The 24179-nt window shown below is 65.1% G+C and carries 18 protein-coding genes; 8 read left to right on the forward strand and 10 right to left on the reverse strand.

Going from position 1 to position 24179, the window contains the following annotated elements:
* Nucleotides 1-328: 328 nt before the first annotated feature.
* The 5 genes from FDZ84_RS37160 (at nt 329) to FDZ84_RS37180 (ending at nt 8028) form a co-directional block, all read left to right on the forward strand.
* A complete protein-coding gene (locus FDZ84_RS37160) occupies nt 329-793 on the forward strand; it encodes a histone-like nucleoid-structuring protein Lsr2 (RefSeq protein WP_168589650.1) in 465 nt (154 codons plus the stop codon).
* Nucleotides 794-1792: 999 nt separating this feature from the next.
* Nucleotides 1793-4327, forward strand: coding sequence for a class III lanthionine synthetase LanKC (lanKC, locus tag FDZ84_RS37165; RefSeq protein WP_168589651.1), 2535 nt, complete (start codon nt 1793-1795; stop codon nt 4325-4327).
* 67 nt (nt 4328-4394) lie between these two features.
* A complete protein-coding gene (locus FDZ84_RS37170; RefSeq protein ID WP_168589652.1) occupies nt 4395-4535 on the forward strand; it encodes a SapB/AmfS family lanthipeptide in 141 nt (46 codons plus the stop codon).
* A gap of 92 nt (nt 4536-4627) precedes the next feature.
* Complete coding sequence (locus FDZ84_RS37175) at nt 4628-6286, forward strand: ABC transporter ATP-binding protein (RefSeq protein ID WP_168589653.1); 1659 nt, start codon at nt 4628-4630, stop codon at nt 6284-6286.
* The gene (locus FDZ84_RS37180; protein WP_168589654.1) at nt 6283-8028 is read left to right on the forward strand and encodes an ABC transporter ATP-binding protein; all 1746 of its coding nucleotides are present in this window, start codon (nt 6283-6285) and stop codon (nt 8026-8028) included. Before FDZ84_RS37175 ends, FDZ84_RS37180 begins: the two co-directional genes overlap by 4 nt.
* 728 nt (nt 8029-8756) lie before the next feature.
* Here the strand turns inward: FDZ84_RS37180 and FDZ84_RS37190 are convergent.
* The 5 genes from FDZ84_RS37190 to FDZ84_RS37210 all read right to left on the reverse strand — a co-directional run bounded on the left by FDZ84_RS37190 (nt 8757) and on the right by FDZ84_RS37210 (nt 14408).
* Nucleotides 8757-10217, reverse strand: coding sequence for a GH1 family beta-glucosidase (locus FDZ84_RS37190; protein ID WP_168589655.1), 1461 nt, complete (start codon nt 10215-10217; stop codon nt 8757-8759).
* Between the two features lie 7 nt (nt 10218-10224).
* Nucleotides 10225-11106: a carbohydrate ABC transporter permease gene (locus tag FDZ84_RS37195; protein WP_246868689.1), complete on the reverse strand. Its 882-nt coding sequence runs from the start codon at nt 11104-11106 to the stop codon at nt 10225-10227.
* 3 nt (nt 11107-11109) lie between these two features.
* Nucleotides 11110-12063 (reverse strand): carbohydrate ABC transporter permease, encoded by a 954-nt coding sequence (locus tag FDZ84_RS37200; protein WP_168589656.1) that lies wholly within the window; start codon nt 12061-12063, stop codon nt 11110-11112.
* A gap of 6 nt (nt 12064-12069) precedes the next feature.
* Nucleotides 12070-13347: an extracellular solute-binding protein gene (locus FDZ84_RS37205; RefSeq protein ID WP_371812744.1), complete on the reverse strand. Its 1278-nt coding sequence runs from the start codon at nt 13345-13347 to the stop codon at nt 12070-12072.
* Nucleotides 13348-13787: 440 nt separating this feature from the next.
* Nucleotides 13788-14408, reverse strand: coding sequence for a response regulator transcription factor (locus tag FDZ84_RS37210; protein WP_168589658.1), 621 nt, complete (start codon nt 14406-14408; stop codon nt 13788-13790).
* Between the two features lie 377 nt (nt 14409-14785).
* Between FDZ84_RS37210 and FDZ84_RS37215 the strand changes: the two genes are divergently transcribed.
* Nucleotides 14786-15133 (forward strand): hypothetical protein, encoded by a 348-nt coding sequence (locus tag FDZ84_RS37215; RefSeq protein ID WP_168589659.1) that lies wholly within the window; start codon nt 14786-14788, stop codon nt 15131-15133.
* Between the two features lie 224 nt (nt 15134-15357).
* Here FDZ84_RS37215 and FDZ84_RS37220 read toward each other — a convergent pair whose 3' ends face one another.
* Complete coding sequence (locus FDZ84_RS37220; protein WP_210435365.1) at nt 15358-15786, reverse strand: SsgA family sporulation/cell division regulator; 429 nt, start codon at nt 15784-15786, stop codon at nt 15358-15360.
* A 376-nt stretch (nt 15787-16162) separates the two neighbouring features.
* On the opposite strand from FDZ84_RS37220, the gene FDZ84_RS37225 reads away from it, so the two are divergent.
* Nucleotides 16163-19882, forward strand: coding sequence for a BTAD domain-containing putative transcriptional regulator (locus FDZ84_RS37225; RefSeq protein WP_168589660.1), 3720 nt, complete (start codon nt 16163-16165; stop codon nt 19880-19882).
* Here the strand turns inward: FDZ84_RS37225 and FDZ84_RS37230 are convergent.
* The 4 genes from FDZ84_RS37230 to FDZ84_RS37245 all read right to left on the reverse strand — a co-directional run bounded on the left by FDZ84_RS37230 (nt 19873) and on the right by FDZ84_RS37245 (nt 22938).
* Nucleotides 19873-20097 carry a hypothetical protein gene (locus FDZ84_RS37230; protein ID WP_168589661.1) on the reverse strand — a complete coding sequence of 75 codons (225 nt, stop codon included), beginning with the start codon at nt 20095-20097 and terminating at the stop codon, nt 19873-19875. The two genes, FDZ84_RS37225 and FDZ84_RS37230, sit on opposite strands and share 10 nt — an antisense overlap.
* 123 nt (nt 20098-20220) lie before the next feature.
* Nucleotides 20221-20838, reverse strand: coding sequence for a response regulator transcription factor (locus FDZ84_RS37235; protein ID WP_168589662.1), 618 nt, complete (start codon nt 20836-20838; stop codon nt 20221-20223).
* A gap of 95 nt (nt 20839-20933) precedes the next feature.
* On the reverse strand, nt 20934-21131 hold the full coding sequence (locus FDZ84_RS37240) for a hypothetical protein (protein ID WP_168589663.1): 198 nt from the start codon (nt 21129-21131) through the stop codon (nt 20934-20936).
* 352 nt (nt 21132-21483) lie between these two features.
* The gene (locus FDZ84_RS37245; protein WP_168589664.1) at nt 21484-22938 is read right to left on the reverse strand and encodes an amino acid permease; all 1455 of its coding nucleotides are present in this window, start codon (nt 22936-22938) and stop codon (nt 21484-21486) included.
* 421 nt (nt 22939-23359) lie between these two features.
* On the opposite strand from FDZ84_RS37245, the gene FDZ84_RS37250 reads away from it, so the two are divergent.
* The gene (locus tag FDZ84_RS37250) at nt 23360-23695 is read left to right on the forward strand and encodes a zinc finger protein (protein ID WP_168589665.1); all 336 of its coding nucleotides are present in this window, start codon (nt 23360-23362) and stop codon (nt 23693-23695) included.
* Nucleotides 23696-24179 lie beyond the last annotated feature (484 nt).

Here is a 24179-nt window from a genome sequence, read left to right on the forward strand (position 1 = left end):
GCTGGCGGCTGACATTCCCGTCCGGGAGGTGCGCTACGATCGCTGCGAGAATGGTCCGGCCCCACCGGAATCCTCTTCGATGTGCACTGGATTACTTGCTAGGATTGCCTCACAGCGGTTACTGTCCGTTGGTGGCCACTGACCGCTGCCGTACGCGGGCGGTACGTGACCCGCCCGGCGGTTATCGGCTGGGCATCCGGCTGCTCTATGGTTGAGTACGAGACAACGGCGCTGCCGCGTGCTACGGCATGGTCTGGTCAAGGCTCGCAGTAGTCTTACCTGCAAGTGTCGCGGATCGAGGCGGGGCACGCTCCCGAGACAGGTGATCATGGCCGAACGGATTCAGGTCGAACTCGTCGATGACATCGACGGGTCCCTAGCCAACCACACCGTCACCTTCGCGCTGGATGGTGTGACATACGAAATCGACCTGAACGACGAGCACGCCCAAAGACTCCGGGCCGTCCTCGACCGCTACATCAAGGCCGCGCGCGCCCCGAAGCCCGAGCCGGCGCGCAGCACGCGCCAGCAGGAGCGCGAGGAGGAGCAGGTCCGGCAGGCCAACAAGCAGTTGACCGAGCAGATCCGCGGCGCCGCGCAGCGCACCCGCGAGCACCTCAGCAAGAAGGCCGCCGAGCCGGTCAAGCCGCAGCCGGTCAAGCCGGAGACGGTCAAGCAGCCCGAGCCCGTCGAGGAAACGCTGTTCAACACGACTCCGGCCGAAGAGCCGAAGCCGGGAGCGGCCCGCGTCCCGGCGGTCTCGATGCCGCAGTTCTCTTCCGCAGTCGACTGAGTTCGAGGACACCCTCGCGGCTGAAAACACCCTCGCAGCTTGCCGATCAACGGGTCCAGCACATCCCCAAGCGCTTTCGGCGGTTCCTTCGTTGGGGAGAACGGCACCGACCACCGTCTGCGGCTCGGGTAGCACCGGCATAACCGTCGAAGAGACGGGCACGGCCGGAAAAGCTTCGCGCCGCGGCTACGTTCCGCCGGGGCTCGGGCTCGTCACGCTGATCGACGCCCCCTCTCCGCTCTGGCACGTGGAACTTCGTGGCCTCTCCGTTAGCCGGTTCGCACGCTGCGCTGTTGGCGGGCGACCGCTGCGCTCGGTGCCGGCATCAGGATGGGCTTGTCGGAGGCGGCAGACCTGTCGCGATTCGGCGATCACCGCAGCGCGGCGACCAGAAAACGAATCTAAGGCCCCTGCGTGCCGACATGCGGGCAGCAAAGCCCTCCTCGATCGCACGCGGGCCTTCGTCTTCGTCATGACAGCTCGCATGTGGCCTCGTGGCGTGAAAGTGTCGGCGAGCTCGCGTCTCTTCGAGAAGCGGTGGCAAATGACACGATGGCCGGTCCCAGCCGACCTCGCTTCTGGCGGACCAAATCAATTGCCCAAAAAGGCGCATTGGTATGCCCGAAGGTGAATGGGCGACGTTCGGTCAACGACCGCGCCTCGTAGCGGACGATGAGAAAGCGGATTTCATGAGATCTCGGACACGCCGCATCGGCTCCACGCCCACGCCGATCATTTTCGCTGAAAGGAGGTCTTGTTACTGTACAAGCGGGTGAATCTTACCTTGAATTACGATCACGTAGAGTAACTGTCTTCCGGCAAGCACATCTTTGGTATACACTCGTTCGGCCTATGGTGATCACCGAAACGGCGTCTTGGCGATTCCGGAAAAACGTGGCGCAATTTATCGGCGGCCTGGCGCCGGAATGCCCTGCGCTCGCCGAGGCGGTTTCAACTAACTTGGACGCATGCTCACGTCCGCATACCGAGAGGGCTGGAATGGATCTTCGATACGAAGCTTTCTGCTTCGCAGATCCGCTCTTTTTTGACGAGCAACACCGACCCTCCGGTCTGCACGACGATTACGCGACCCTGCTTTCCGCACCGGCAGAAGACTGGATCGAGAGCAATCTCGGGACGTGGCGGATGCTGCGTCCGCACGACGTCGATCTACCCGATCAGGGCTGGAAGGTGCACGTTTCGGCCACGCTGGACAACGCGGAGAGGGTGCTGTCGACCGTCCACGAGTACTGCCTGCGGGAGCGTGTCGCGTTCAAACACTTGCGCAGCCCCAAGGTTCTCCTGTCCCGCAACGCCAAATATGCGCCGCGGTCCGCGAGCGGCAAGTTCGTCACAATTTATCCACTCGACGAGCATCAGCTGGAACTGGTGCTGGAAGAATTGTCTCAGCAGTTGCGGGGCGAGGCTGGCCCGTACATCCTCAGCGACCTTCGCTATGGGCCGGGACCATTGTACGTCCGTTACGGCGGGTTCGTGGAGCGTTCGGTGGAGTTGGACGGAACTCGCGTGCTCGCCATACAGGGCCCGGACGGAGCGCTGGTTCCCGACAAACGCGGGACGAGTTTCTCCGTCCCCGACTGGGTTAATGTGCCCGACTGCCTGAGTGCATCGCTGGACGCGCGCAAAAGTGGTGATCGCGCCGCGCTTCCCTACCGCGTGACGTCATCGCTGCACTTCTCCAACGGCGGCGGTGTCTACCGCGCCGTGCGCGACGCCGACGGCGAACAGGTCGTACTCAAGGAAGCGCGCCCGCACGCAGGCCTGGACCGCGACGGTACCGATGCGGTAGCCCGGCTGCATCGTGAGAACGACATCCTGCGCCGCCTCGCCGACATCGACGGCATTCCCACCGCGCACGAGCTTTTCCAAGTGTGGGAGCACACCTTCCTCGCCATGGACCTGGTGCCCGGCGTTCCGCTCGGCTCGTGGTTGGCGCGTCGGTATCCACTCACGCGGCAGCATCCGGACGAGCACGAAATCGCCGACTACACGGACCGCGCCGTTGATCTGCTGGAAAAAGTGGAGCGACTGCTGGACCGCGTCCACGAACGGGGGGTGGTCTTCGGTGATCTGCACGCGCTCAACGTGCTGGTCGACGAGGACGGCGGCGTCTCCTTTATCGACTTCGAGATGGCCTCCGCCGACGACGACGCGCCACGTCCCGCGCTCGGAGCGCCCGGATTCCGTGCTCCCAAGGGCCGCACTGGGTTCGCCATCGACCGGTATGCGCTCGCTGCGCTGAAACTCTGGATGTTTCTGCCGCTGAATCCGCTGTTGGAACTCTCCCCGGGCAAACTGTCCGGATTCGTCGAAGTGATCGAGCGCAGGTTCCCGCTCCCGAACGGCTACGGCGACTCGATCCGCAATGAGCTGGCTCCTGCTGACGTCGTCTCCGCGACCGAGCTCGACCAGCCGAATCCGGACTGGGGTGTGGTGCGCAAAGGCCTCGCCGAAGCGATCCTCTGCTCCGCGACGCCCGAACGCGACGACCGGTTGTTCCCCGGCGACATCGAGCAGTTTCGTCTCGGTGGCACCGGTTTCGCCTATGGCGCGGCGGGTGTCCTGCACGCATTGGATGTCGCAGGAACGGGCCGCTACCCGGAGCACGAACGCTGGCTGGTCGACGCCGTCCGCCGGACACCGCCTGCACGTCCTGGTTTCTTCGACGGAGCGCACGGAATCGCCTACGTGCTGGAGAACCTCGGCCATCACGACGAAGCGGACGCGCTGCTTGCCGGTGCCGAGCTTCTCGTCACGCAAACCCGCGACCACGGTTTCGCTGCCGGCCTGTCCGGAATCGCGCTGAACCTCTTGCATTTTGCCGGTAGCAGGGAGGACCGCGAGTTCCGGGAACACGCCCACAACCTGGGTGACCACCTCGCCGACGCACTGACCCGCGCGCTGCCCCCCGGAGAGGTCGGCCGGGCGGGGCTGCTCGACGGTTGGTCCGGCCCCGCACTGCTGTTCACTCACCTCTATAACGACACCGGCGACCGTGGCTGGCTCGAACTCGCCGACCGCGCGCTCAGCCGGGATCTGGACGAGTGCGTGACCACCGACGACGGTGTCCTCCAGGTCCGTGACGGCCACGCCCGCACCCTGCCATATCTGGCGGTGGGCAGCGCGGGAATCGCGCTGGTGGCAGAGGAGCTCGCCGCGCGGCACCCGGACGCGTCATGCCTACGCCGGCAGTCCGACCTGCTCCGCGGCTGCGTCGGAGAGTTCGTTATCCATCCCGGTCTGCTGTTCGGCCGCTGTGGGCTGCTCGCGGCGCTGGCCGCGGCTCACCGGCGTTCACCCGACCCTATTCTGGCCGAAGCGATCGCACGACACCTGTCCGCCCTGGGCTGGCATGCAATCCCTTATGGCGACGGTGGAATCGCGATCCCCGGTAACCAGTTGCTGCGGCTGTCAATGGACCTCGGTACCGGAGGTGCCGGGGTGCTGACGACCGTCGCCGCAACCCTCGACGGTCATGGCCGTGTGCTGCCCTTCTTCGGCGCACTCACCTGATCCGTCCCACAAAGACGCCGACCGAATCACGGTCGGTTAGCGAAATGAATATGAAGGGAATAAAACCATGGGAACGATTCTGGAACTGCAGGAACTCGACGCTCAGAACGACCTCGGCTACGGCGACTCCAACTACGGCGGCGCGAGCAACCTGAGCCTGCTCGCCGCGTGTGCGCAGAGCACGGTCAGCCTGCTGACCTGCCAGTGAGGTCGTAGGTGCGGGAGCGGCGCAGGACAGGTGCGCCGCTCCCGTACCGCCCAGTGTGGCCGCAGGCAACCCGAACGACAAGGAGCAGGCCCATGGCCGGTGTGGGCGATCGCGTGCTGCGCTCGGTAGTTGAACAGGACCGGGGTGCCGCGGCCTTGCTCGTGCTCACCGCTCTTCTGACGGCCACCGCCGGTCTCCTGCTGCCCAGTGCCCTCGCGGGTGCCGTCGACGCCGTCATCACCGGAGACGGCGGACCTGCGCGGGTTATGTGGCTGGTTTCGCTAGGTTCGGTCCAAATCATCGGCGAGGTCATGGGAGTGGCGCTGACCGCGCGACTCACCGCTTCGGCTACCGCCCGCCTCCGGGTCCGCCTCGTCGCCGGGCTGATCCGCGGCGGAAACCGGTCCGTCCTTGCCAACGGCGACGCGGTCAGCAGGATTTCCAGTGACTGCACAGGCGCCGGGCAGATCACTGCGAACGTGGTCCAGTTGGGCACAGCTCTGGTGCTGTCGGCTGGAGCGGTGACCGCGCTCGCACTGCTCGACTGGCGAATCGCCGTCGTGTTCCTGTGCGCCACACCGCTCGCGGCCCTGCTAGCACGCTCCCACCTGCGGCATACCGCCACGGATTTGCTGGCTTACCAGGAAAATTCCAGCGAACTTGGCGCCCGGTTGCTCGACGCCGTTGGTGGGCTTCGCACCATCGCCGCCGCAGGTGTGGCTGACCAGGAGACAGCGCGCGTGCTACGCCCCCTGCCCAGGCTGAGCGCGGCGGGCGCGGGAGTGTGGCGGACACAGGCGCGGATGATGTGGCGGGCCGGTCTGCTGCTGCCTTGTGTTCAAGTGGCGGTGCTCGGCACGGCTGGGGTCGGGGTTCTGACCGGGGACATCAGCGTCGGTGACGTGCTCGCCGCGCTCGGTTACACGACTCTCGGACTGGGCTTGGTGCGGCAGATACCGCTGTTCACGGCGTTGGCCCGCGCGCGGTCGTGCGCCACGCGGATCGCGGAGGTGGTCGACGGCGATCCTGAACCCGCACCGCATCGGCTTTTGCCGCGCGGACCGGGCAGGCTCGAGCTGCGCGGAGTCGGTGTAGACGGTGCGCTCTCCGACGTCGACCTCGTGGTGCCCGGCGGGGACACGGTGGCCGTGGTCGGGCGGTCGGGCTCCGGCAAGTCGGTCTTGGCCGAACTTCTGGGTGGCTTGCGCCGCCCGGACCGAGGTCACGTCCTGCTCGATGGGCTCGCCACCCATGTGGTTGCCCGGTCCGCCATCGGATATGGCTTCGAACGGCCCACGCTGCTTGGCGACACGGTCGGCGCAGCGGTGGCATACGGCACTGGCGCGGACGCGGACGACGTCCGCTCGGCCTGCCGCTTGGCCGATGTCCACGGTCTCATCAACCGCTTGCCTGCGAGGTACCGCACTCCGCTGGCGCAAGCACCGCTCTCCGGTGGTGAGGCGCAGCGCATCGGACTGGCCAGGGCCCTGGTGCGACGGCCCCGGTTGCTGGTGCTCGACGACGCGACCGCCAGCCTTGACACCGTGACGGAAGCGCGGGTGGAGGCCGCCATCTCTACCGCATTACCGGATCTGACCCGCATCGTCGTCACGCACCGGGCCGGCACCGCGCGCCGCGCGGACGCGGTTTTGTGGTTGGAGGACGGTCGGGTTCGCGCCATCGCCCCGCACGACGTCCTTTGGATCGATCCCGCCTACCGCGCCGTGTTCACCGAGGAGGGCCAGCCGTGACGGTCACAGCTGGATACTGGCGCGCTCTTTCCGGGCACTGGCGGGACTGGTCGGTCCTGCTGGCATGCTCTGCGCTGGAAGCGCTGCCGGCTTTCCTGTCCGGTGGACTCGTGCAAAGAGCCGTCGATGAGGGTTTCGCCGCGGGTCGGGTCGCGGTGGGGTTTGCTTGGCTGGCCGCGTTCGCCGCCGCCGCAGTGGCAGGCGCGGTCGGAGTGCGGCTGGTATGGCAACGGCTCGGCACGATCGTCGAGCCGCTACGCGACACCTTGGTGCGCACGGTGGTACAAGGTGTGCTGCATGAGACCGCGCCGCCCCGTGGTGGTCCGGATGCCGCCGGCGTCGCACGGATCACCCAGCATGTGGAGATCGTCCGGGACGCGACGGCCGGATTGCTCGTGCAAGCTAGAGGGCTCGTGGTGATGGTCGTCGGTGCCCTTGCTGGAGTGGCAACGATGTCGGGACCGTTGATCTGGCTCATCGGCCCGCCGATCGTGGGCGCAGTAGGGGTGTTCCTCTGCCTGCTGCCTGCCCTGGCCCGCCGGCAACGAGGAGTTGCCATGGCCGACGAGCACACCGCCACAACTGCGGGAGCGGTGCTTGCCGGCACACGAGACGTGGTCGCATGCGGCGCCCAGAACATCGCCGACGCGACGGTTCGAGCGGCGATCACCGCCCAGGCCAACGCCTCCGTCCTAATGTCCAACGCCGCAGCCCTGCGCACCGCAGTGGTTGCGGTCGGTAGCTTCCTCCCGATTGTCCTCGTGCTCGCGGCAGCGCCCGGTATGAACACCGACGGACGGCTCAGTGCGGGAGCCGTGGTCGGAGTGCTGGTGTACCTGACGGGGACACTGCAGCCGGCCCTGCACGGATTCGCCGCGACCATGAGCACAGTGGTGCTGCGGCTGCTCGTCACGCTCAATCGGCTCGGGGAGGCTCAGCCACCGGTGCGGCGAACCGGTGGGGCCGAGCCGGGCGACGGCACAATCACGGTGCGGGGGCTGACGCATCGCTGGGGCGGCCACGCCGAACCCGTGCTGCGCGACTTCGAACTCCAGCTACGTCCCGGCGACCACCTGGCAGTGGTCGGCCCAAGCGGGATCGGCAAATCCACCCTCGCCGGGCTTCTGACCGGAACCATCACGCCATGCCAAGGCGAAGTGCTGCTCGGCGGAGTACCGATCAACGCCGTCGATCCCGCGCACCGCGCCCGGATCATCGCGTTCACTCCCCAGGAGACCTACCTGTTCGCCGGCAGTGTCCGGGAGAATCTCGCCTTGCTGGCACCCGACGCCGACGACACCCACCTGCTGACGGCGGTCAACGCGGTCGGCGCCGCCGGTTTGGTCGAGAGGCTCGGCGGATTGTCCGGTGCGCTCGCGCACGGAGGCGTCGGGCTGTCCTCCGGGGAACGCCAGGTGTTGGCTCTCGCCAGGGTTTATGCGAGCCCGGCTCGGATCATTGTCCTGGATGAAGCCACCACGCACCTCGACGGTGCTGCCGAGGCGCGAGCCGAGCGGGCTTTCGCCGAACGTGGCGGAATCCTCGTGATCATCGCCCACCGGCTCGCCTCCGCGCGGCGAGCGCGCCAGGTGCTGGTCATGGACGGCAGACAGGCCCTGCTCGGCGAGCACGACGATCTGCTTGTCCGGTCATCGCACTACGGTGAGCTCATGCAGGCGTGGACTGGCATGCCGAAAACCGCTGCGGCAAAGAGTTATCCAGCACCAGGCAAATTGCGCTGACGCATGCGGTAGTGCGGTGCAACCGAACCACGAAGCCCGCATCGCCCTCGCCATGCTCGCCCTCGCCATGCTCGCCCTCGGCGGCCACCGACCCACCCTCCCCGGATGCGCCTGACCCACCCGCAGAAGAAGCAGAAGAGCCCAATTTCGCGAGAAATTGACCACCACCCGGGTGAACGCCGATTTCGCGAGAAATTGACCACCACCCGGGTGAACGCCGATTTCGCGAGAAATTGACCATCACCCGGGTGAACGCCGATTTCGCGAGAAATTGACCATCACCCGGGTGAACGCGGAAGAGGCCGAAGTCGGCAGCTCTCCAAGGCGGGCCGGGGTGGTGGGCTTTCGAGCGCATGGTGATCAATAGGACGATCAAGGTTCGTAGCCGCTGCACTGGCTCGCAGGGGTTGAGCTTCTCGAACGTCACCGGGTTCGTGATCGAGGACAGGGTCGTGGGTGATCAGGCTGCAGCTGCTCAGGAACAAATACTGCGACCCAGGCTCGGGCGGCGCCCCGAGCTTGGTGAAAAAGTGCTGCGCATGGCCGAAAGCCATGCGCAGCGTTTCACGAATGGGTCGCGATTTCCTTGTTGGTGCTGAACCGACCCGAGGTAAACATCGCCCTCGGCAACGAGCGGGCCAGCGCACGACCGTGCGCGGTGGTCAGCGTCTCCTTCGTCCCGCTGGAAGTCGGTAGCCGTCCAGCGAGGTGCACGGGTTATCTCGATGTCAGTCCGCAACTCGATCGACCGAGGCACCGTCCGGGATGGCGTTCGAGGCCCCGTCCAGGATGGCGTTCGAGACCCCGTCCGGGATGGCGTTGGCGGCCACAACGTGCGAATAGAACCGGGCGCTGTCTTTGATCGTGCGCTGCTGGGTGTCGAAGTCGACGTGAACCAGACCGAACCGCTGCGAATACCCCATCGCCCACTCGAAGTTGTCCAGCAACGACCAGGCGAGGTAGCCGCGAACGTCTGCGCCTTGCTCGATCGCCCGGTGGACGGCGCGGAGGTGCTCGGCGAAGTAGCGGATCCGTTCGCCGTCTCGGATCCGGCCGTCGAAGTCGACCGCGTCAGGGAAGGCAGCGCCGTTCTCCGCCACCACGAGCGGAAGGTCCGGGCAGTGCCGGTGCAGCCACAGCAACAGGTCAGTCAGCGACTCTGGTGTCTGCTCCCAACCGAACGAGGTAAGCGGGCCGCGCGGCGGAAGCACGTTGAAGCCCCGCAAACCTGGAAGGCCGCAGTTGCTCGGCTCGGTTGGATCCGGCAACGGTGCCACGCGGGTCGGCGCATAATAGTTCACCCCCAGCCAGTCGATCGGGGCGGCAATCGTCGTCAGGTCGCCCTCATGGATCGCGGGTTCCAGGGCCTGCAGGTGAGCGACATCGCCGAGCACGTCCTCGGGATAGCCGCGGCCCAGCACCGGATCGAGGAACAGCCTGTTATGCATACCATCGAATTTGCGTGCCGCCTCGCGGTGCGGCTCGTCGTCCACATCGACCAGTACCGGCGAGAAGTTCAGCACGATGGAAAATCGCTGCCCAGGGCTTGCGGCTGTCCGCAATACGTCCATTGCCCATCCGTGAGCCAACAGGAGATGGTGTCCTGCGACTAGCGCCGTGCCGGGATCGACGATTCCGGGCGCATGAACCCCGTTGCCGTAGCCGAGAAAGGCCGAGCAGAACGGCTCATTAAGCGTCGTCCACTCCTGGACTCGATCGCCGAGAGCGCTGTACACCGTCGCCGCGTAATCGGCGAACCGTGCGGCGGTGTCGCGGACGCGCCATCCCCCGGTGTCTTCGAGTGCCTGCGGCAGATCCCAGTGGTAGAGCGTGACCATCGGATTAATGCCGTGGCTGAGCAGCTCGTCGACAAGCCGATCGTAGAACGCGATTCCCGATGGTTGCAACGTCCGCCCGTCCGGCATGACTCGGGGCCAGGACACCGAGAAACGGTACGTCGGGAACCCGAGTTCCGCGATCAGTGCGACGTCTTCGGGGTAGCGGTGAAAGTGATCGCAGGCCGTCTCACCCGTGTCGCCGTTGACGACCGTGCCCTCCCGGGCGGTGAACGTGTCCCAGATGGACGCCCCACGACCATCTTCCTTCGCACCACCTTCGATCTGATACGAGGCCGTGGCAACCCCCCAGGCAAAGCCCGGTGGGAATGCAAGTTCCTGCCCGTTGGTCATAACCACCTCATCCGTTGACTGAAGCCCGCGTGATTCCGTTCACGATCTGACGTGCAAGCAAGACAAATACGATGATAACGGGCAAAACGCCGAGAGTCGTACCGGTCAGCATCAACGAGTAGTCCAGGAAGTACCCGCTCGCCAGCCTCGACAGGGCGACCTGAACGGTGGGGCTCTCGTTCGGGTCCAGCACGATCAGCGGCCAGAAGAAATCGTTCCACGCCGCCATGAACGTCACCATGCCCAGCACCGCCGCCTGGGGGCGGATCGCAGGGACCGCGACGTGCCAGAACGTTCCCCACAGCGAACAGCCGTCGACCCGGGCCGCATCGACCAGCTCGACGTGCACCGCCTCCTCGCACGCTTGGCGCATCCAGAACACGCTGAACGCGTTGATCAGTCCCGGCACGATCACCGCTTCCAAACGGCCGTACCATCCGAAGTTTCCGACCACCATGTACAGGGGGACCACGCCGAGCTGGGCGGGCACCATCACCGTGCCGAGCACGACCAGGAACAGGGTGTTCCTTCCCGGGAAGCGCAGGCGGGCGAAAGCGAATCCGGCGAAGCTCGACAGCACGACGGTCGACACCATGACCGTGCCCGACACGATCAACGAGTTCTGGATCGCCAACCAGAAATCCACGGTGTCGAAGACACGTCGGACGTTGTCCAGGAAGTAGCCGCCTGGGATCAGCGGAGGAGTCACCTCACCGATCGCCGATCCGTCACTCGAAGCCACCACGAAGGACCAGTACAGCGGGAAAACCGACGTCGCGACCACCGCGAAGAGAAAGCCGTAGACCAGAACGCCGGGCCGGCGGTCCAGCCGCCGCGCGCCCGCGGATCCGCGAACCCGCGGCGGCCGGCCAGCAACACTCGCGCTCATGACTCAACCGCCTCCCCGAATGCGGCGGACCAGCGCGAAGTTCGCCAAGGCGGACAGCAGGCAAACAATGAACAGCACCCACGCGATTGCCGCCGCGTACCCGGCGTCGAACAGGCCGAACCCCTTCTCGTAGAGGTACATGGTCAACGTCTGGAACTGGCGGTCGTTGCCACCAACACCCGCGGTTCCCGACGAGTCGAACAGCTGCGGCTCCGCGAACAGCTGCAGGCCGCCGATCGTCGACACCACCACGGTGAAGATGATGGTCGGCCGGATTCCGGGGACGGTGATCGACCAGAACGACCGCCACCTCGATGCTCCGTCCAGCGCTGCGGCTTCGTAGAGCTCCCTCGAGACGTTGCACATGGCCGCCAGGTAAAGCAGGGCGTTGTAGCCGGTCCAACGCCACATCACCATGACCGCGATGGCCAGGTGGGAGGACCAGCGCTGTGCCTCCCATTCCACGGGTTCCACGCCGAGCATCCCCAAGATCCAGTTGATCACGCCGAAATCACGCCCGAACAACTGACCGAAGACCAGCGCCACGGCTACCACTGAAACGACGTTCGGCAGCAGGACGCCGGCCCGCCATGCGGTTCCCGCCCGCAGTGGCCGGTTGAGCAAGGCCGCAATGCCGAGAGCGGCCAACAACTGCGGAACGGTGGAAACCAGGAAGATGCTCGCGGTGTTGAACAGGGCGTTGTAGAAGTCGGGGTCGGCGAACAGCGCAGCGTAGTTCGCCAACCCGACGAAACCCTGATCGCCGTCGATCAGGTGCCAGTCGTGCAGCGAGACCCACGCGGTGTACAGCAGCGGGAAAAGGCCGAACACCGCGAACAGCACGAAGAAGGGCGCGATGAAGAGGTAGGGCGAGACTCGACCGTCGACCCTGGCGAGCAGTTGGCTCGAGTGTGAACCCGAAACTGTTGACGGCAAGGCCGACGGGCGCGCTGGCATCGGTCTCTACTTGACTGCTTCGCGTGCCTGCTGGACCGCTTCGGCCCACGCCTCGTCGAGGGTTTGCTTCCCGTCTTCGACGCGGCCAAGCGCCAGACCGAACTTCGGGCGCACGAGGCTGTCCTTGGGACCGCGGTAGTTCGGTCGCAGGCTGTCCGCAGCGGACGCGTAGATCTTGCCCACCGGCGCGTTGTTGAAGTACGGATCGGTCTTGCTGACCACCTCGGGGGCCTGGTAGGCGGCTGGTGTGCTGGGCAGGATTCCGCTCTGCAAGAAGATCTTCTTCTGCTGTTCTGGAGCGGTCAGCCACTTCGCGACGTCGTAGGCTTCCTTCTGGTGCGAGCTCTGCTTGGGCACAGCAAGGTAGGAGCCGCCCTGGTTGCCGCTGTTGCCGGGGACCGTCGTGACGTCCCACTTGCCCGTGTTCGCATTGCCGCCCGCATCCTTGACCTGCTCCAGCATCCAGGCCGGGCAGTTCATGACGGCGAACGAACCCTGCTTGACCGCGACGTTCCACGCCTGGGTGTAGGTGGTCACCTTGGCAGTCTGGCCCTTCGCCCCGATGCTCCCGGCGATGTCGAAGGCGCGGCGCAGGTTCGGATTCCGGTCAGCGATGAACGAATCGTCCGTCTTGGAGAAGAAGTTCTCCTCGGACTGGTTGAGGATCGCGGTGTAAAGGCTGCCGGCAGAATCGGCGAACTTCGCATCAGGTACTGCCGCGCTGAACCGATCGGCAACCCGGGCGAACTCTTCCCAGGTCGGCCACAGCTTGGCCACCTCATCGCGGTCGGTTGGCAGGCCGGCCTTCCCGAACATGTCACGGCGGTAGCAGAGCGCGAGACCACCCATGTCCGTCCCGAGGCCGAGGACGAAGCTGCCGTCCTTGCTGGCCCCCTGCTCCCACTTCCAAGGGGACCACTGGCCCTGCAACTCCTTGGCCCCGAAATCGGCAAGGTTGACGAACTTGTCCTTGGACTGCAGGAACTGCGGCATGTACTGCTCTTCGATCGCGATGACGTCGGCGACGCCGCTCCCGCCTGCGAGATGGGTGGCCAGCCCCTTGTGGTGCGCCTCGAAGTCGGAGACCTGGGGCACGAGGTCGATGTTGGGGTGCTGCGCCTCGTACTCCGCGAACAGCGGTTCGTAGCCGAACTCACCGAAGGTCGCGACCTTGATCTCAATCTTCCCGCTGTCGGATCCGCCGGCTCCCCCGCACCCTGCCAGCGCCCCCAGCAGGATTGCGCTCAACGCGAGGGCTGACCAGGATGAACGTCTCATCGTCATCGCACTTCCTCATCTGTCAGTCGTGAACCACCATGGCGCAGACTGATCATGAGTTCACCGGGTGCCCGAAAAGCATGTCCACATCGGGAAGCAAAATCTGCCCATCGGTACATCCTGCCGCGGTCATACGACCGCGGATGAGCGCGAGGAGTCGCGTGGGCCACGGGCGTCAACCCCCTCCAAAGGGACTTGCGAAGCATGCTCACTTGCTGACAGAATCTCTTCATTTTCGCTCTACGCCCGTACCGCGCGCCTGTGGTTTGGTCGTTCAGGCTGACGCTGCTACGGCATCGAGCTGCCAGAAGAACGCGTCGCCGAGCGAGCTTCCTCGTTCGGCGACGCAAACAGACTCTCCGGCATCCGCGGGGCGGCGGTCGGCAATTCTCGCCCATCCACACCCCTGCCGCGGCGCCCGAACGGGAACAGACTATTGAAGGTTGTCAGATCACGCCTGCACGCATTGCGTAGGCGACGACATGTGGCCGGTTGCGCAACTTGAGCCTGTTGGTCATTCCGTAGATGACGTTCTTCACGGTGCGCTCCGAATAGGCCAGCTTTTCAGCGATATCAGCAGTATCCAAGCCCTCGGCCAGCAAGCGGACGACATCGAGCTCGCGCGGTGTCAACCCGGAAGCGCTGATACCGCGCGGCGCCAGGACCTCCCGCTGCAGACGAGCAATCTCGCGGAGCAGCTCTCCCATCAGGTCCGGCGGCAGCACGCCACCTCCGGTCGCGGCGACCTGGATGACTCTTATCAAATGATCCTCGGTGGCCGCAGTGCGTGGAATCACCGCCGCCACACCACATTCCACCGCCGCGAGCAAACCAGCCGGATCCAACTGGTCAATCACCAGGACCGCACTGCGCTCCAAGTCGGTCCCCAAGGCGCGCAAGGCGGTCACCCCGTCAGTCAGCCGCTCGGCTGCCAGGACGACGACATCCACCTCGACCAGGTTTCGATTCGGCACCACCAACACCTCGGCGCGAGAGTTGAGGCAGCTTTCAAGCCCAGCATGCGTAATGGCATCGGAGGAAAGCACAGCCACGCGAACTCGTTCCATCGCACCTCCCGTGGTTCTCTACTCTGCACCGAACAACCTGCCGGAGCCGACTCCACAAGGTCTCTACGTCTTCTCCAGATCGGCTGGCAACATGTGAAGTCCCGCCGGAATCACGCCATCGCACATCCGCACATGTGCTTAGCCGAACCCGTCCACCACGTGCGGGTCCGTGCAACCTCGCAGGGACGCGAGGGCAACGTGCTAGCCGGTACCTCAGCGGGGCGCTAACGTTGCAATGCAGGATCGGGATCGAATACTCCTACCTGAGGCCTGCGATCGCGTCAATTGCCAGCCAAAGGCGGTCCGCATCCCCGCGGCAGAAGGATCAGCCGCGCGCATACGTACCTTTTGCTCTGACCGCCCCAGGGGAGGATGAGATGTCCGTCACGGACCGGGACACAGCCCTGCCGGGCACCCAGCAACAGGATTTCACAGACGCCCTCGACCAGGTGCTCTTCCACATGGGCTCGGCCCTTGACGAGGAGCAAACGGCCGTGGTGGCAGCCCACCTGGAGCGCGGGAACGTGCTGCCCGCGGCGGAGGCGATGGCGTCCATCGGTGCGGCGAGACGGCGGCGGATGTCTCGTGAAGACCGCGTCCTTCTCCGGTTGGTCATCGAAACGTACGACGGCGACCTCACGGACATCGATCGCTTGGACTCGCAAGCCGTCCTTGACGCCCCGACCGTCAGAATCAAAGCACCCCGATTCCTCGGTCTGGCTTGATTCTCCCGGAAGCACCCGAAAACCAGGCTACGCGAACTACCGGAGGCTGCCCCGCACGAAGGGCATGGCGCCTGCGCCGTCCAAGGCACCTCCCCTGGAAACCCAAGCGAGGGGGTAGGAATTCCTACCCCCTATTTTGCTGCCAGAAAACGCGGCGAGAACGAAGAACACCCGTGAGTGTTTGTGGGTGCCCTAGCACCCAAAAGCACTCACGGCCACCCGACTCAATGCAGGTCAGTCTGCAGTAATCGACTGAGCTCCTCGTCGATGCTCATCCACTGGTCCTCGTCACCGGGGGCGACGACGTCGTAGGTCTCGTCGAGGAACTCCGCAAGTTTGGCAGCGGGCGCTTCGAAGGCCGCCTGCCCGGACGGCGAGCTCAATGCGATGATGACGACCTCATGGTTGTCGAGTTGGGGGATGATCTGCACGTCACCTTCGCCACTCGCAACGACCAGCCCGTCCGCCAGCAGGTCCCGGGCGATCACCCAGTCGATCTGACCACTCATTCCCGCGTGGAAGCTCATGTTCACGGCGTACGGCTCACTGCTCTCGTACCGCATTTCCACCCTAACCGGCGTCTTCACGCCCGCCGGGGCCGTCAGGCCGAAAACCGAGGTAGAGCGGATCGTCTTGTGGTTCTGGCTCACCATGGCTGCACTCCTAAGTGTCGGATCCTGCACGTCACACAGCATGGCCGTCCCGGATCCACAACTTCTTCACGCCGTCTTCAGCTCGTCGCAAACCGCCGGCGACCACCCGCCGCAAGCGGTGGAACAGCTCGGGAGGTCAAGCCGACGAGCAGAAACGACACCGACCGCGAGACGCCGCCAAAGACGGCAGCGGCGTCAAAGCACTCCTCCTGACGGCGCACGTGCACGAAGGGGCAATCCTTCGGGCAAACAGCGCGCGTGTACAAACGGGCAATCCTTCGAGCAAACAAGATCAAGGACACAAACGGATGCCCGAAGGTGCACTATCTTGCAGGAGACCCAACCATCGGTGGCTTCTGTGTAACTAGGGGTGGCAATGCCTGTGAGCGTGAGCGGCCCGCTCAAGGTCGAATTGCTGGGGCCTTCGCGCGCTTGGCTCGGACAAGAGGAGGTCACGCTGGGCCCACCACGCCAGCGAGCGGTGTTCGCGGCGGTAGCGCTGCACGCCAATCACGCCGTCTCCCGGCATGAACTCATCGATGCCCTGTGGGGAGAACGCCCTCCCACCAGCGCCGAAGGCAGCGTCTACACCTACATTTCAGGCCTGCGCCGCAGCCTGGAACCGCAGCGCTCCCGACGGTCCAACGACGGCATCCTGGTCTCACAACCAGCCGGTTACACGCTTCGGCTCGCTCCGGAAGACCTGGACGTCGCAGTCTTCGAGCGGCTGCGCGACCAGGGTCGGCAACAGCTTTCCTCCGGTGACTGCGAGGCCGCGGTTAAATCCCTGGACGCTGCGTTGGGTCTGTGGCGCGGGGAAGCGCTGTCCGGCGTCCCGGGGCCATTCGCCGAGCGCCAACGCGAACGCCTGGCGGAATTGCGCCTAGCGACCATCGAGCACCGTTCGAAGGCTGTCCTCGCACTGGGCGGTCACGTGGATCTGGCTGCGGAGCTTGCCGGGCTGGTCCGCGACTTCCCGTTACGGGAGTCCCTGCGCGTGTTGTTGATGATCACCCTGTACCGCAGCGGACGGCCGGCGGAGGCGTTGGAGGTCTACCGGGACGCCCGCCGGATGCTGGTCGAGGAGCTCGGCGTCGAACCAGGGCCCGAGCTGAGTCGAGTGCACGAACAGATCCTGGCCAACGATCCCGCGTTGGACGCAGAGCCGGCGAGGCCACCGGTGGCTGGCAAAGTACCACGGTCGGCCAGCTGCCCACCGCTGTCGGTCGTTCCGGCCCACGTCACCCGTGCACTGCAGCGAAGCGAGGAAAGCCGCTTCGTCGGACGCACTTCGGAGGTCACCCGCCTGCGGGACTTGGTTGCCGAGGTGCTCGCGGGCCGTGGCCGGCCGGTATGGATCGAGGGCGATCCGGGGATCGGAAAATCCGAGCTGCTCACAGTTGCTCTCGCCGATGCCGGCCGCCGCGGCTGTCAACTCGCATGGGCGGTGGCCGACGAACTGAGTCAGCGATTCCCGCTCCAGGTCATGACGGAGTGTCTCGGCATCGATGCGACGGCATCCGACCCGCGGCGGGCACAGCTTGCCGCCACCCTGCACGGCGAGCATTCCGCCGACCCGGTCCACCGGCTGCTCGAACTCGTCGATGAGATCTGCGTGGTCTCGCCGCTGATTCTGGTCATCGACGATTTGCAGTGGGCGGACGAGGCCAGCGTTCTGGTGTGGCACCGGCTCTGCGCGGCGACGCGCCAATTGCCGCTGCTGCTGGTCGCGGCATCACGCCCGGCACCAGACCGGGCGGAGGTGGGACAGCTGCGCCGCGCCGTCGAATCGCGGGATGGCGAGGTTTTCCTGATGGCTCCGCTGTCCGAGACCGAGACCGACCAGCTGCTCGGCGAATTGGTCGGCGCCAAACCAGGTCCGGTGCTGCGGGAAATAGCCGGACGCGCCGCGGGAAATCCGATGTACGTGCAGGAAATGACCGACGCCTTGCTGCGGGCCGATGCCGTGGCCATCGGCGATGGCACTGCCGACGTCCCCGCGTCATCGATCTCGGATGCCCCTCAATCCCTCGTTGCCGCTGTCGGTAAGCGACTCGACTTCCTTTCCCCGCGCGCCCGGGAAGTGCTCCGCTGGGGTGCGTTGTTCGGTCTGGAATTCTCCGTCACCGACGTCGCCGCGGCCACTGGCCAACAAGCGTTCGAGCTTCTGTCGGCCTTCGAGGAAGCTGTCGCTGCCGATGTCGTCGTCGATGCCGAGACCCAACTGGCGTTCCGGCACCCGCTACTGCGGCAGGCGCTCTACGACGGAATCCCGAAGGCAGTGCGGGGTGCGCTGCACCGGCAGGCGGCGGAGGCATTCGCCCGCGGCGGTGCCCCGGTGCGGCAGGTCGCCGAACAGCTCCTGGCCGCACCGGCTGCCGACGACCGCTGGGTGCTGGAGTGGCTGGCGGACAACCACGTCGCCGTGTCCAACCGGGCACCGCTGATCGCCATCGAGCTGTTCGAGCGTGCGCTCGAAACCTGCCCGGCCAGTGACGCCAACCGAGAGGTGCTGCTCGCCGCGCTCGCGAAGGTGCTGTTCCGGGCGGGCCGCGAAGCGGAGTCGAAAGTGCGGCAAGCCCTCGCCATCGCGACCGACCCGTACCGGTCGGCAGAGATGCGGCAGCTGCTCGCAGCGATGTTGTTCCGAAGAGGCGAAACAGCCGTGGCGATCGACACTCTGGGGGGCTCGGCCGACAATCCCGCGGTACCAGAGATCTGGCGAGCCAGGCACAGATCGCTGCAGGCGAACTTCCGCCGCGGCGACCTCAGCGACCTCGACGCGACCGAGGAAAGCGCTGTTGACGCCTATGCGGAGGCGGTGACGGCGGGTGAGCCCTACCCGATCGCGCACGCGTTGCAGACCAGGTGGCTGGTGGACACGGTGCGCCGGGATCACCTGCGAGCGCTGGAGTACGTCGACAAGGCGCTCGAGGTGATCGGCGATGATCCCGACCTCTCCGAATTCCGCTTCGATCTGCTCGACAACCGGACGTTCACCTTGCAGAACCTGGATCGCCTGGACGAGGCGGAAGAGACGATGCGCTCGGCCCGCAAGGTCGCGGCACAGGACCTCTCGTCCAGCGGTCTTCAGGTGACCGAGGCGGTGCACTACTACTGGGTGGGCCGCTGGGACGAAGCCATGCTCGAGTTGCAGACCCTGACCGAGGATGGACCTGCGATCTCGTTCTACGGGTTGCGCGAGCCCGGTCCGGCCGCGTTGCTCTCACACGGAGTCGGCGCGTTGATCGCCGTGCGGCGGGAAGACGCCAAGACGACCGCGCGTCATCTCGACGCGGCCGAGGAGTACTCGCCGTCGAGCGGCGCGGAGCGGGAAAACGTCGACTTCTTGCTGGTCGCGCAGGCACTGGCGGCCGAGCAACGCGGGGAACCGGAAAAGGCCCTGTCCATCATGGATCCGATCCTAAGTCCGGGGTTCGCGCCCCTGATGCTGCGGCACCAATGGCTGCCGGACCTCGTCCGGCTGGCGGTTGAGCTCGGCGATCTCAACCGGGCACACCAGGCGTTGGACGTGTGCCGAGAGGAAGCGGTCGAGGAAAGCCAGCCGGCTCGGGCGTTCACCGCGGCTGCCCGCTGCGAAGGGCTCATCTCCGGCGACCCCGAACCGATCATGGCTGCGGTGCAGCACTACCGAGAGGTGGGGCGCGGGATCGAACTCGCCGCGGCTCTAGAAGATGTCGCGCTGCTCCTGGCCCAACGGGATCTGCGGGACGACGCCCAGCGCACACTCGACGAGGCAGTCCAGCAATTCGGCCTGCTGTCTGCCCGCTGGGACATCCGCCGAGCCGAGTCCAGGCTACGCGCACATGGGATTCTCCCGAGTCCGCACACCCTGGTCACGCGCCCCGCCGACGGCTGGGCTGCCCTGTCCTTGGAAGAGGTCAGGATCGCAATCCTGGTCTCGGAAGGGCGTTCCAACCCGGACATCGCGGCCGAGCTGGCCGTACCACGACGAATTGTGCAAAGTCATGTAACCAGCATCCTGGGCAAGCTGAACGTGCACTCTCGATTCGCCGTCGTCGACGAAGTTCGCAGACACGTCCCAGACCACGCGCTGGCCGAGGTTCACAGGTAATCGCCTGGGTCGACATCCAGCAACAGATCTCGCAACGCCGCGCGCAACCGTTCGACCTGCAACGGCGTGAGCACCACATCAAGACCATCTGGAGTGGTCAGAACCATCCTCCGTCCAGCGAACACAAGCGTCAGTTCGCGATCGCTGCCCTGTTCGTCGGAGCATGGAAGCACGCATCCCGCTGTATTCGCGGGGATCTCATCCGTGGCGAGCATCGAGGTCCTCCTTCGCGCCGCGACCTTCCGGCATACGCCGGATTCGGTAGCCAGCGCCGGGAAGTTAGCCGAGGGCCACCGGTTTCGCGCAGTCGCACACCCACGTGGCCCGTCTCCTTCTGATCAGATCGCTCCGACTCTCATCGCATAGGCCACCGCGTGTGGCCGGTTGCGCAGGTTGAGTCGATTGGTCACCCCATAGACGACGTTCTTGACCGTCCGCTCGGAGTAGCACAACTGTTGTGCGATCTCCGCGGTGTCCAGTCCGTCAGCCATCAACCGCAGTACGTCTACTTCCCGGGAGGTCAACCCGGATGCGTTCAAGCCTTTCGGGGTCAACACTTCCCGCTGCAGGTAATCGACCTGCTTGAGTAACTCGCCCAGCAGGTTGGGTGGCATCATGGCGCCACCCTTGGCCGCGGCGATCACGCTGTTGATCAGCCTCGATCCGGTAGCCGCGGTGCGCGGCAGCACGGCCACGACGCGGGATTCGACCGCACCGAGCACATCAGCCGGGTTGAGTTCGTTGGTGACCAGCACTCTGGGCATCGACCACTGCTGTGCGGAATGCCGCATATCGGTCAGAATCTTGGCATTGACGCGGTCTGCGGCGAACACGATCACATCGGCTTCAGCGGGGTTGGCCACCACGAAGAGCTCGGTCCGCGTCTTGAGGAAACTCGTCAAGCCCGCCAGGGTAATCGGATCCTCGGCCTGCACACCCACGCGCACTCGGTTCATCGGGGCCTCCCACACGCTCTGTGATGTCTTGATCTCAGTGTGCGAAGACCGTCTTCACAATTTCTCTACATCTTCTCTACGTTTGTTCTTCCTGATCAGAACTGCTGCACGGTCAGGCTACACCGGCTCCACTCGTCGAGCAGGAGGTCGATCCAGACGACATGCAGTTGGGCGGCCTGTTCGTTACCCGCCGCACGGCACCACAGGACGTACTGGCGGGCGTCCGACATCTCAGTCTCCAATTGCCGCAACACAAGCCCGCCATCCTCGGGCCGTCCTTCCGTTCCCAACACGTTTCCTCCCCGTCATGTCTGGACAACCAGGCGAGTTCGCGCCGCACGGAGCAGCCGTTGGGCGAACGTACGCGCAAATGCGACCGGCCTCTCCCCCACAAGCCAGTTGCGGTCACGCCAACCGGACGCCGCACGAACGGACAATCGGCGTTCGGGGACTGCGTCGGAATACTGGCGAATAGTTTAGCGCCCGCGACGCGGAAAACAGAACGGATCTGGACAATGGTTCCGCTCCGCGCACGAAAATACGAGAACGCGGTCACGGGCTACCCCGAATCGCCCGTGACCACGTCCCGTGCCGGCGTTCCCTAGGCGCGGACAAAGGGCGCACCGACGTTCTGGAGGAGCCCGGCTAATGATCCTCGCCGGTTCCCTCCAGAGACTTCGCCGCGGCCACTCGCTTGCGGACGCAGAACCAGCCGATCACCAGCGCGATTACAAGCACCGGCACGCACAGCAGGGTCATCCGTCCCGCCGGGACGTCGAACCACATCAGGATCGCGACGGACAGCAAGAACGCGATCGTGACGATCTGGGTGACCGGCGAGCCTGGCAAGCGGTAGGTCGGCCGCGTGACTGCTCCGGTCCGCGACTTGCGCACGAACAGGAGGTGACACAGCATGATCATGCCCCAGGTGGTGATGATCGCGATCGCGGTGAAGTTCAGGACGATCTCGAACGCATCAGCGGGCACCACGTAGTTCAGCCCCACACCGAGCACGCAGACCGCGCCGGTGAGCATGATCCCGCCGTAGGGAACCTGGCTGCGGTTCATCAAGCCGGTGAACTTCGGAGCCGAACCGGCTGCCGCCATCGAGCGCAGGATGCGGCCGGTGGAGTAAAGCCCCGAGTTGAGGCTGGACATCGCCGCGGTCAGCACCACGAGGTTCATCACGTCACCCACGGCCGGAACTCCGACCTGCGACAGGACAGTCACGAACGGGCTCTCGCCCTTCTGGTACGCGTTCCACGGCAGCAGCATCGACAGCAACACCACCGAGCCGACGTAGAAGATGCCGATCCGCCACATGATCGAGTTGATCGCCTTCGGCATGATCTTCGCGGGGTTCTCCGTCTCCCCCGCGGCGACACCGACCAGCTCCACGGCGGCATAGGCGAACACGATCCCCTGGACCACGAGGACCAGCGGCACCAGACCGTTGGGAAGGATACCTCCGTGGTCCGCGATCAACTGCGGCCCTGGCACCGTGCCACCGATCGGTTGCGCCACAACCAGCAGAACGATACCGACGGCCATGAAGGCGACCAGTGCGCCGACCTTGACGATCGCGAACCAGAACTCCATCTCACCGAAAAGCCGCACAGAGACGAGGTTCAGCGAAAGCACCACCACCAGCGCCGCCAGCGCCAGCACCCACTGCGGCACGGGCGTGAACATGCTCCAGTAGTGCGCATACAGCGAGATCGCAGTGATGTCGGCAATACCCGTGGTCGCCCAGTTCAGGAAATACATCCACCCGGCAACGAAGGCACCCTTCTCACCCATGAACTCCCGCGCATAGGACACGAAGGCACCCGACGACGGCCGATGCAGAATCAGCTCGCCCAGCGCACGCACAACAAGGAACGCGAACACACCGCAGACGGCGTACGCGATCGCCAGCGCCGGACCTGCCTGCGCCAACCGCCCACCCGCCCCGAGGAAAAGCCCGGTACCGATCGCACCCCCAATCGCTATCATGTTGATGTGCCGGGGTTTCAGGGACTTGCGGTATCCCCTGTCGCCTGGGTCAACATGTCTTTCCCGTTCCGGCTGACTAGGATCCTGCAATGTTTGCTTAGTCACAGAGTTCTCTCGTTTCTGGTGCCGTCTCCTGAACAACACGCCAATGCGACCCACGGGAGATCGCCAGACCCGTGCTCGTGACACTTGGAGAGGAATGCTGGGGCCAAGTTTCCGAATGGTCAAGGTCTCCACACAAGAACGGGTTTTCCGGGCAGCCCGCATGTCCCACTGAGGCAACAATTCCTGTTTTGCTCCGAAAATCCTGCGCGAACGAACAGCGCCCGTAGCGCTGCATTTGCCGACGAAGCACCGAATTGTGATTTAGGCCATCTCGGGCAACCAAAGGTGCACGTGGGTGCCGACCAATCGCGAATTACCCGCTTGCTTTCGTAACATCGACGTTACGAGTCGGCTGATGCAGCGACATCGAGAACCGGCGGCGCAAGTCCCGCCACGACAACGACATGTGGAGGCGATCAACGTGAGCACCGTTCGGTGGCGGCCGGTCGACGGCGCCAGACATGCCATGCGCAAGGAGCAACTTCACCGCGAACTCGGCACCGAATTAGCCGCACTTTGCGGTAAGACCATCAAACTGGTCCGACCAAAGGAAACCGACTGGTTCTGGGACAGCTGCCCAGACTGCTGGGCTGCGGCGAAGATCATCAACAGCGCCGCGGCCCGCGAGAGGACGCTGCACCGAGGTGATTCCGGCGAGGGGTGGGGCGCCGTGCCCGTGGTGGGCCAGGACGAGTGCGACTCGGACGATGGTGCCGATTCACGAGCCCATGGTGCCGATTCGCGAGCCCGGTGGTGAAGTTCCGGGTTCGAGATCGCAAGCCCCGGGACGGGATCCCGCCGGGCCGAGTCAAGGCTTGGACGTTGCCGCCCTGCCGTCGGGTCTTGCCGGAATACCAGCACCGGTCGATCTTGGCGCCCTTGGCACTTGTGGTTCTCGCCGACACGGCCGGCGGAGAGGAAACCTTTCCGTCCAGGATCACAAAATCGTGAACGTGGATTTTGGTTCGCTGGAGGGCTTCGTGCCGATCCAGTCCTGGGCTGCCACCCATGATGACCTGTCGAGCTACCGGTAGCCGGTCGCGTTATCACGGGTCGACGTGGGGACCGCACGACGGTCCCCAAACGCCGCAGCCTCAGCAAAGCCTCCGAAAACGGGGGCAGCGGCCAGCGTGCCTCGCGTGTGCCGATACGGCAGGTGACCAGGAGGAGCCTGCCTTTTGTAAATCATCTTTGATCAACTCTTGGACCGAGCTTTACTCAAACCACCCCACTGAATCGAC

It is taken from the genome of Saccharopolyspora sp. ASAGF58 (genome assembly GCF_012277335.1).
Lineage (GTDB): Bacteria > Actinomycetota > Actinomycetes > Mycobacteriales > Pseudonocardiaceae > Saccharopolyspora > Saccharopolyspora hattusasensis.

Coding starts and splice junctions, on each gene's coding strand:
- FDZ84_RS37195 (WP_246868689.1), bottom strand. CDS start 11,106: ATGAGCGCGAGTGTTGCTGGCCGGCCGCCGCGGGTTCGCGGATCCGCG.
- FDZ84_RS37225 (WP_168589660.1), top strand. CDS start 16,163: ATGCCTGTGAGCGTGAGCGGCCCGCTCAAGGTCGAATTGCTGGGGCCT.
- FDZ84_RS37230 (WP_168589661.1), bottom strand. CDS start 20,097: ATGCTCGCCACGGATGAGATCCCCGCGAATACAGCGGGATGCGTGCTT.
- FDZ84_RS37235 (WP_168589662.1), bottom strand. CDS start 20,838: ATGAACCGAGTGCGCGTGGGTGTGCAGGCCGAGGATCCGATTACCCTG.
- FDZ84_RS37205 (WP_371812744.1), bottom strand. CDS start 13,347: ATGACGATGAGACGTTCATCCTGGTCAGCCCTCGCGTTGAGCGCAATC.
- lanKC (WP_168589651.1), top strand. CDS start 1,793: ATGGATCTTCGATACGAAGCTTTCTGCTTCGCAGATCCGCTCTTTTTT.
- FDZ84_RS37215 (WP_168589659.1), top strand. CDS start 14,786: ATGTCCGTCACGGACCGGGACACAGCCCTGCCGGGCACCCAGCAACAG.
- FDZ84_RS37190 (WP_168589655.1), bottom strand. CDS start 10,217: ATGACCAACGGGCAGGAACTTGCATTCCCACCGGGCTTTGCCTGGGGG.
- FDZ84_RS37210 (WP_168589658.1), bottom strand. CDS start 14,408: ATGGAACGAGTTCGCGTGGCTGTGCTTTCCTCCGATGCCATTACGCAT.
- FDZ84_RS37200 (WP_168589656.1), bottom strand. CDS start 12,063: ATGCCAGCGCGCCCGTCGGCCTTGCCGTCAACAGTTTCGGGTTCACAC.
- FDZ84_RS37160 (WP_168589650.1), top strand. CDS start 329: ATGGCCGAACGGATTCAGGTCGAACTCGTCGATGACATCGACGGGTCC.
- FDZ84_RS37170 (WP_168589652.1), top strand. CDS start 4,395: ATGGGAACGATTCTGGAACTGCAGGAACTCGACGCTCAGAACGACCTC.
- FDZ84_RS37220 (WP_210435365.1), bottom strand. CDS start 15,786: ATGGTGAGCCAGAACCACAAGACGATCCGCTCTACCTCGGTTTTCGGC.
- FDZ84_RS37175 (WP_168589653.1), top strand. CDS start 4,628: ATGGCCGGTGTGGGCGATCGCGTGCTGCGCTCGGTAGTTGAACAGGAC.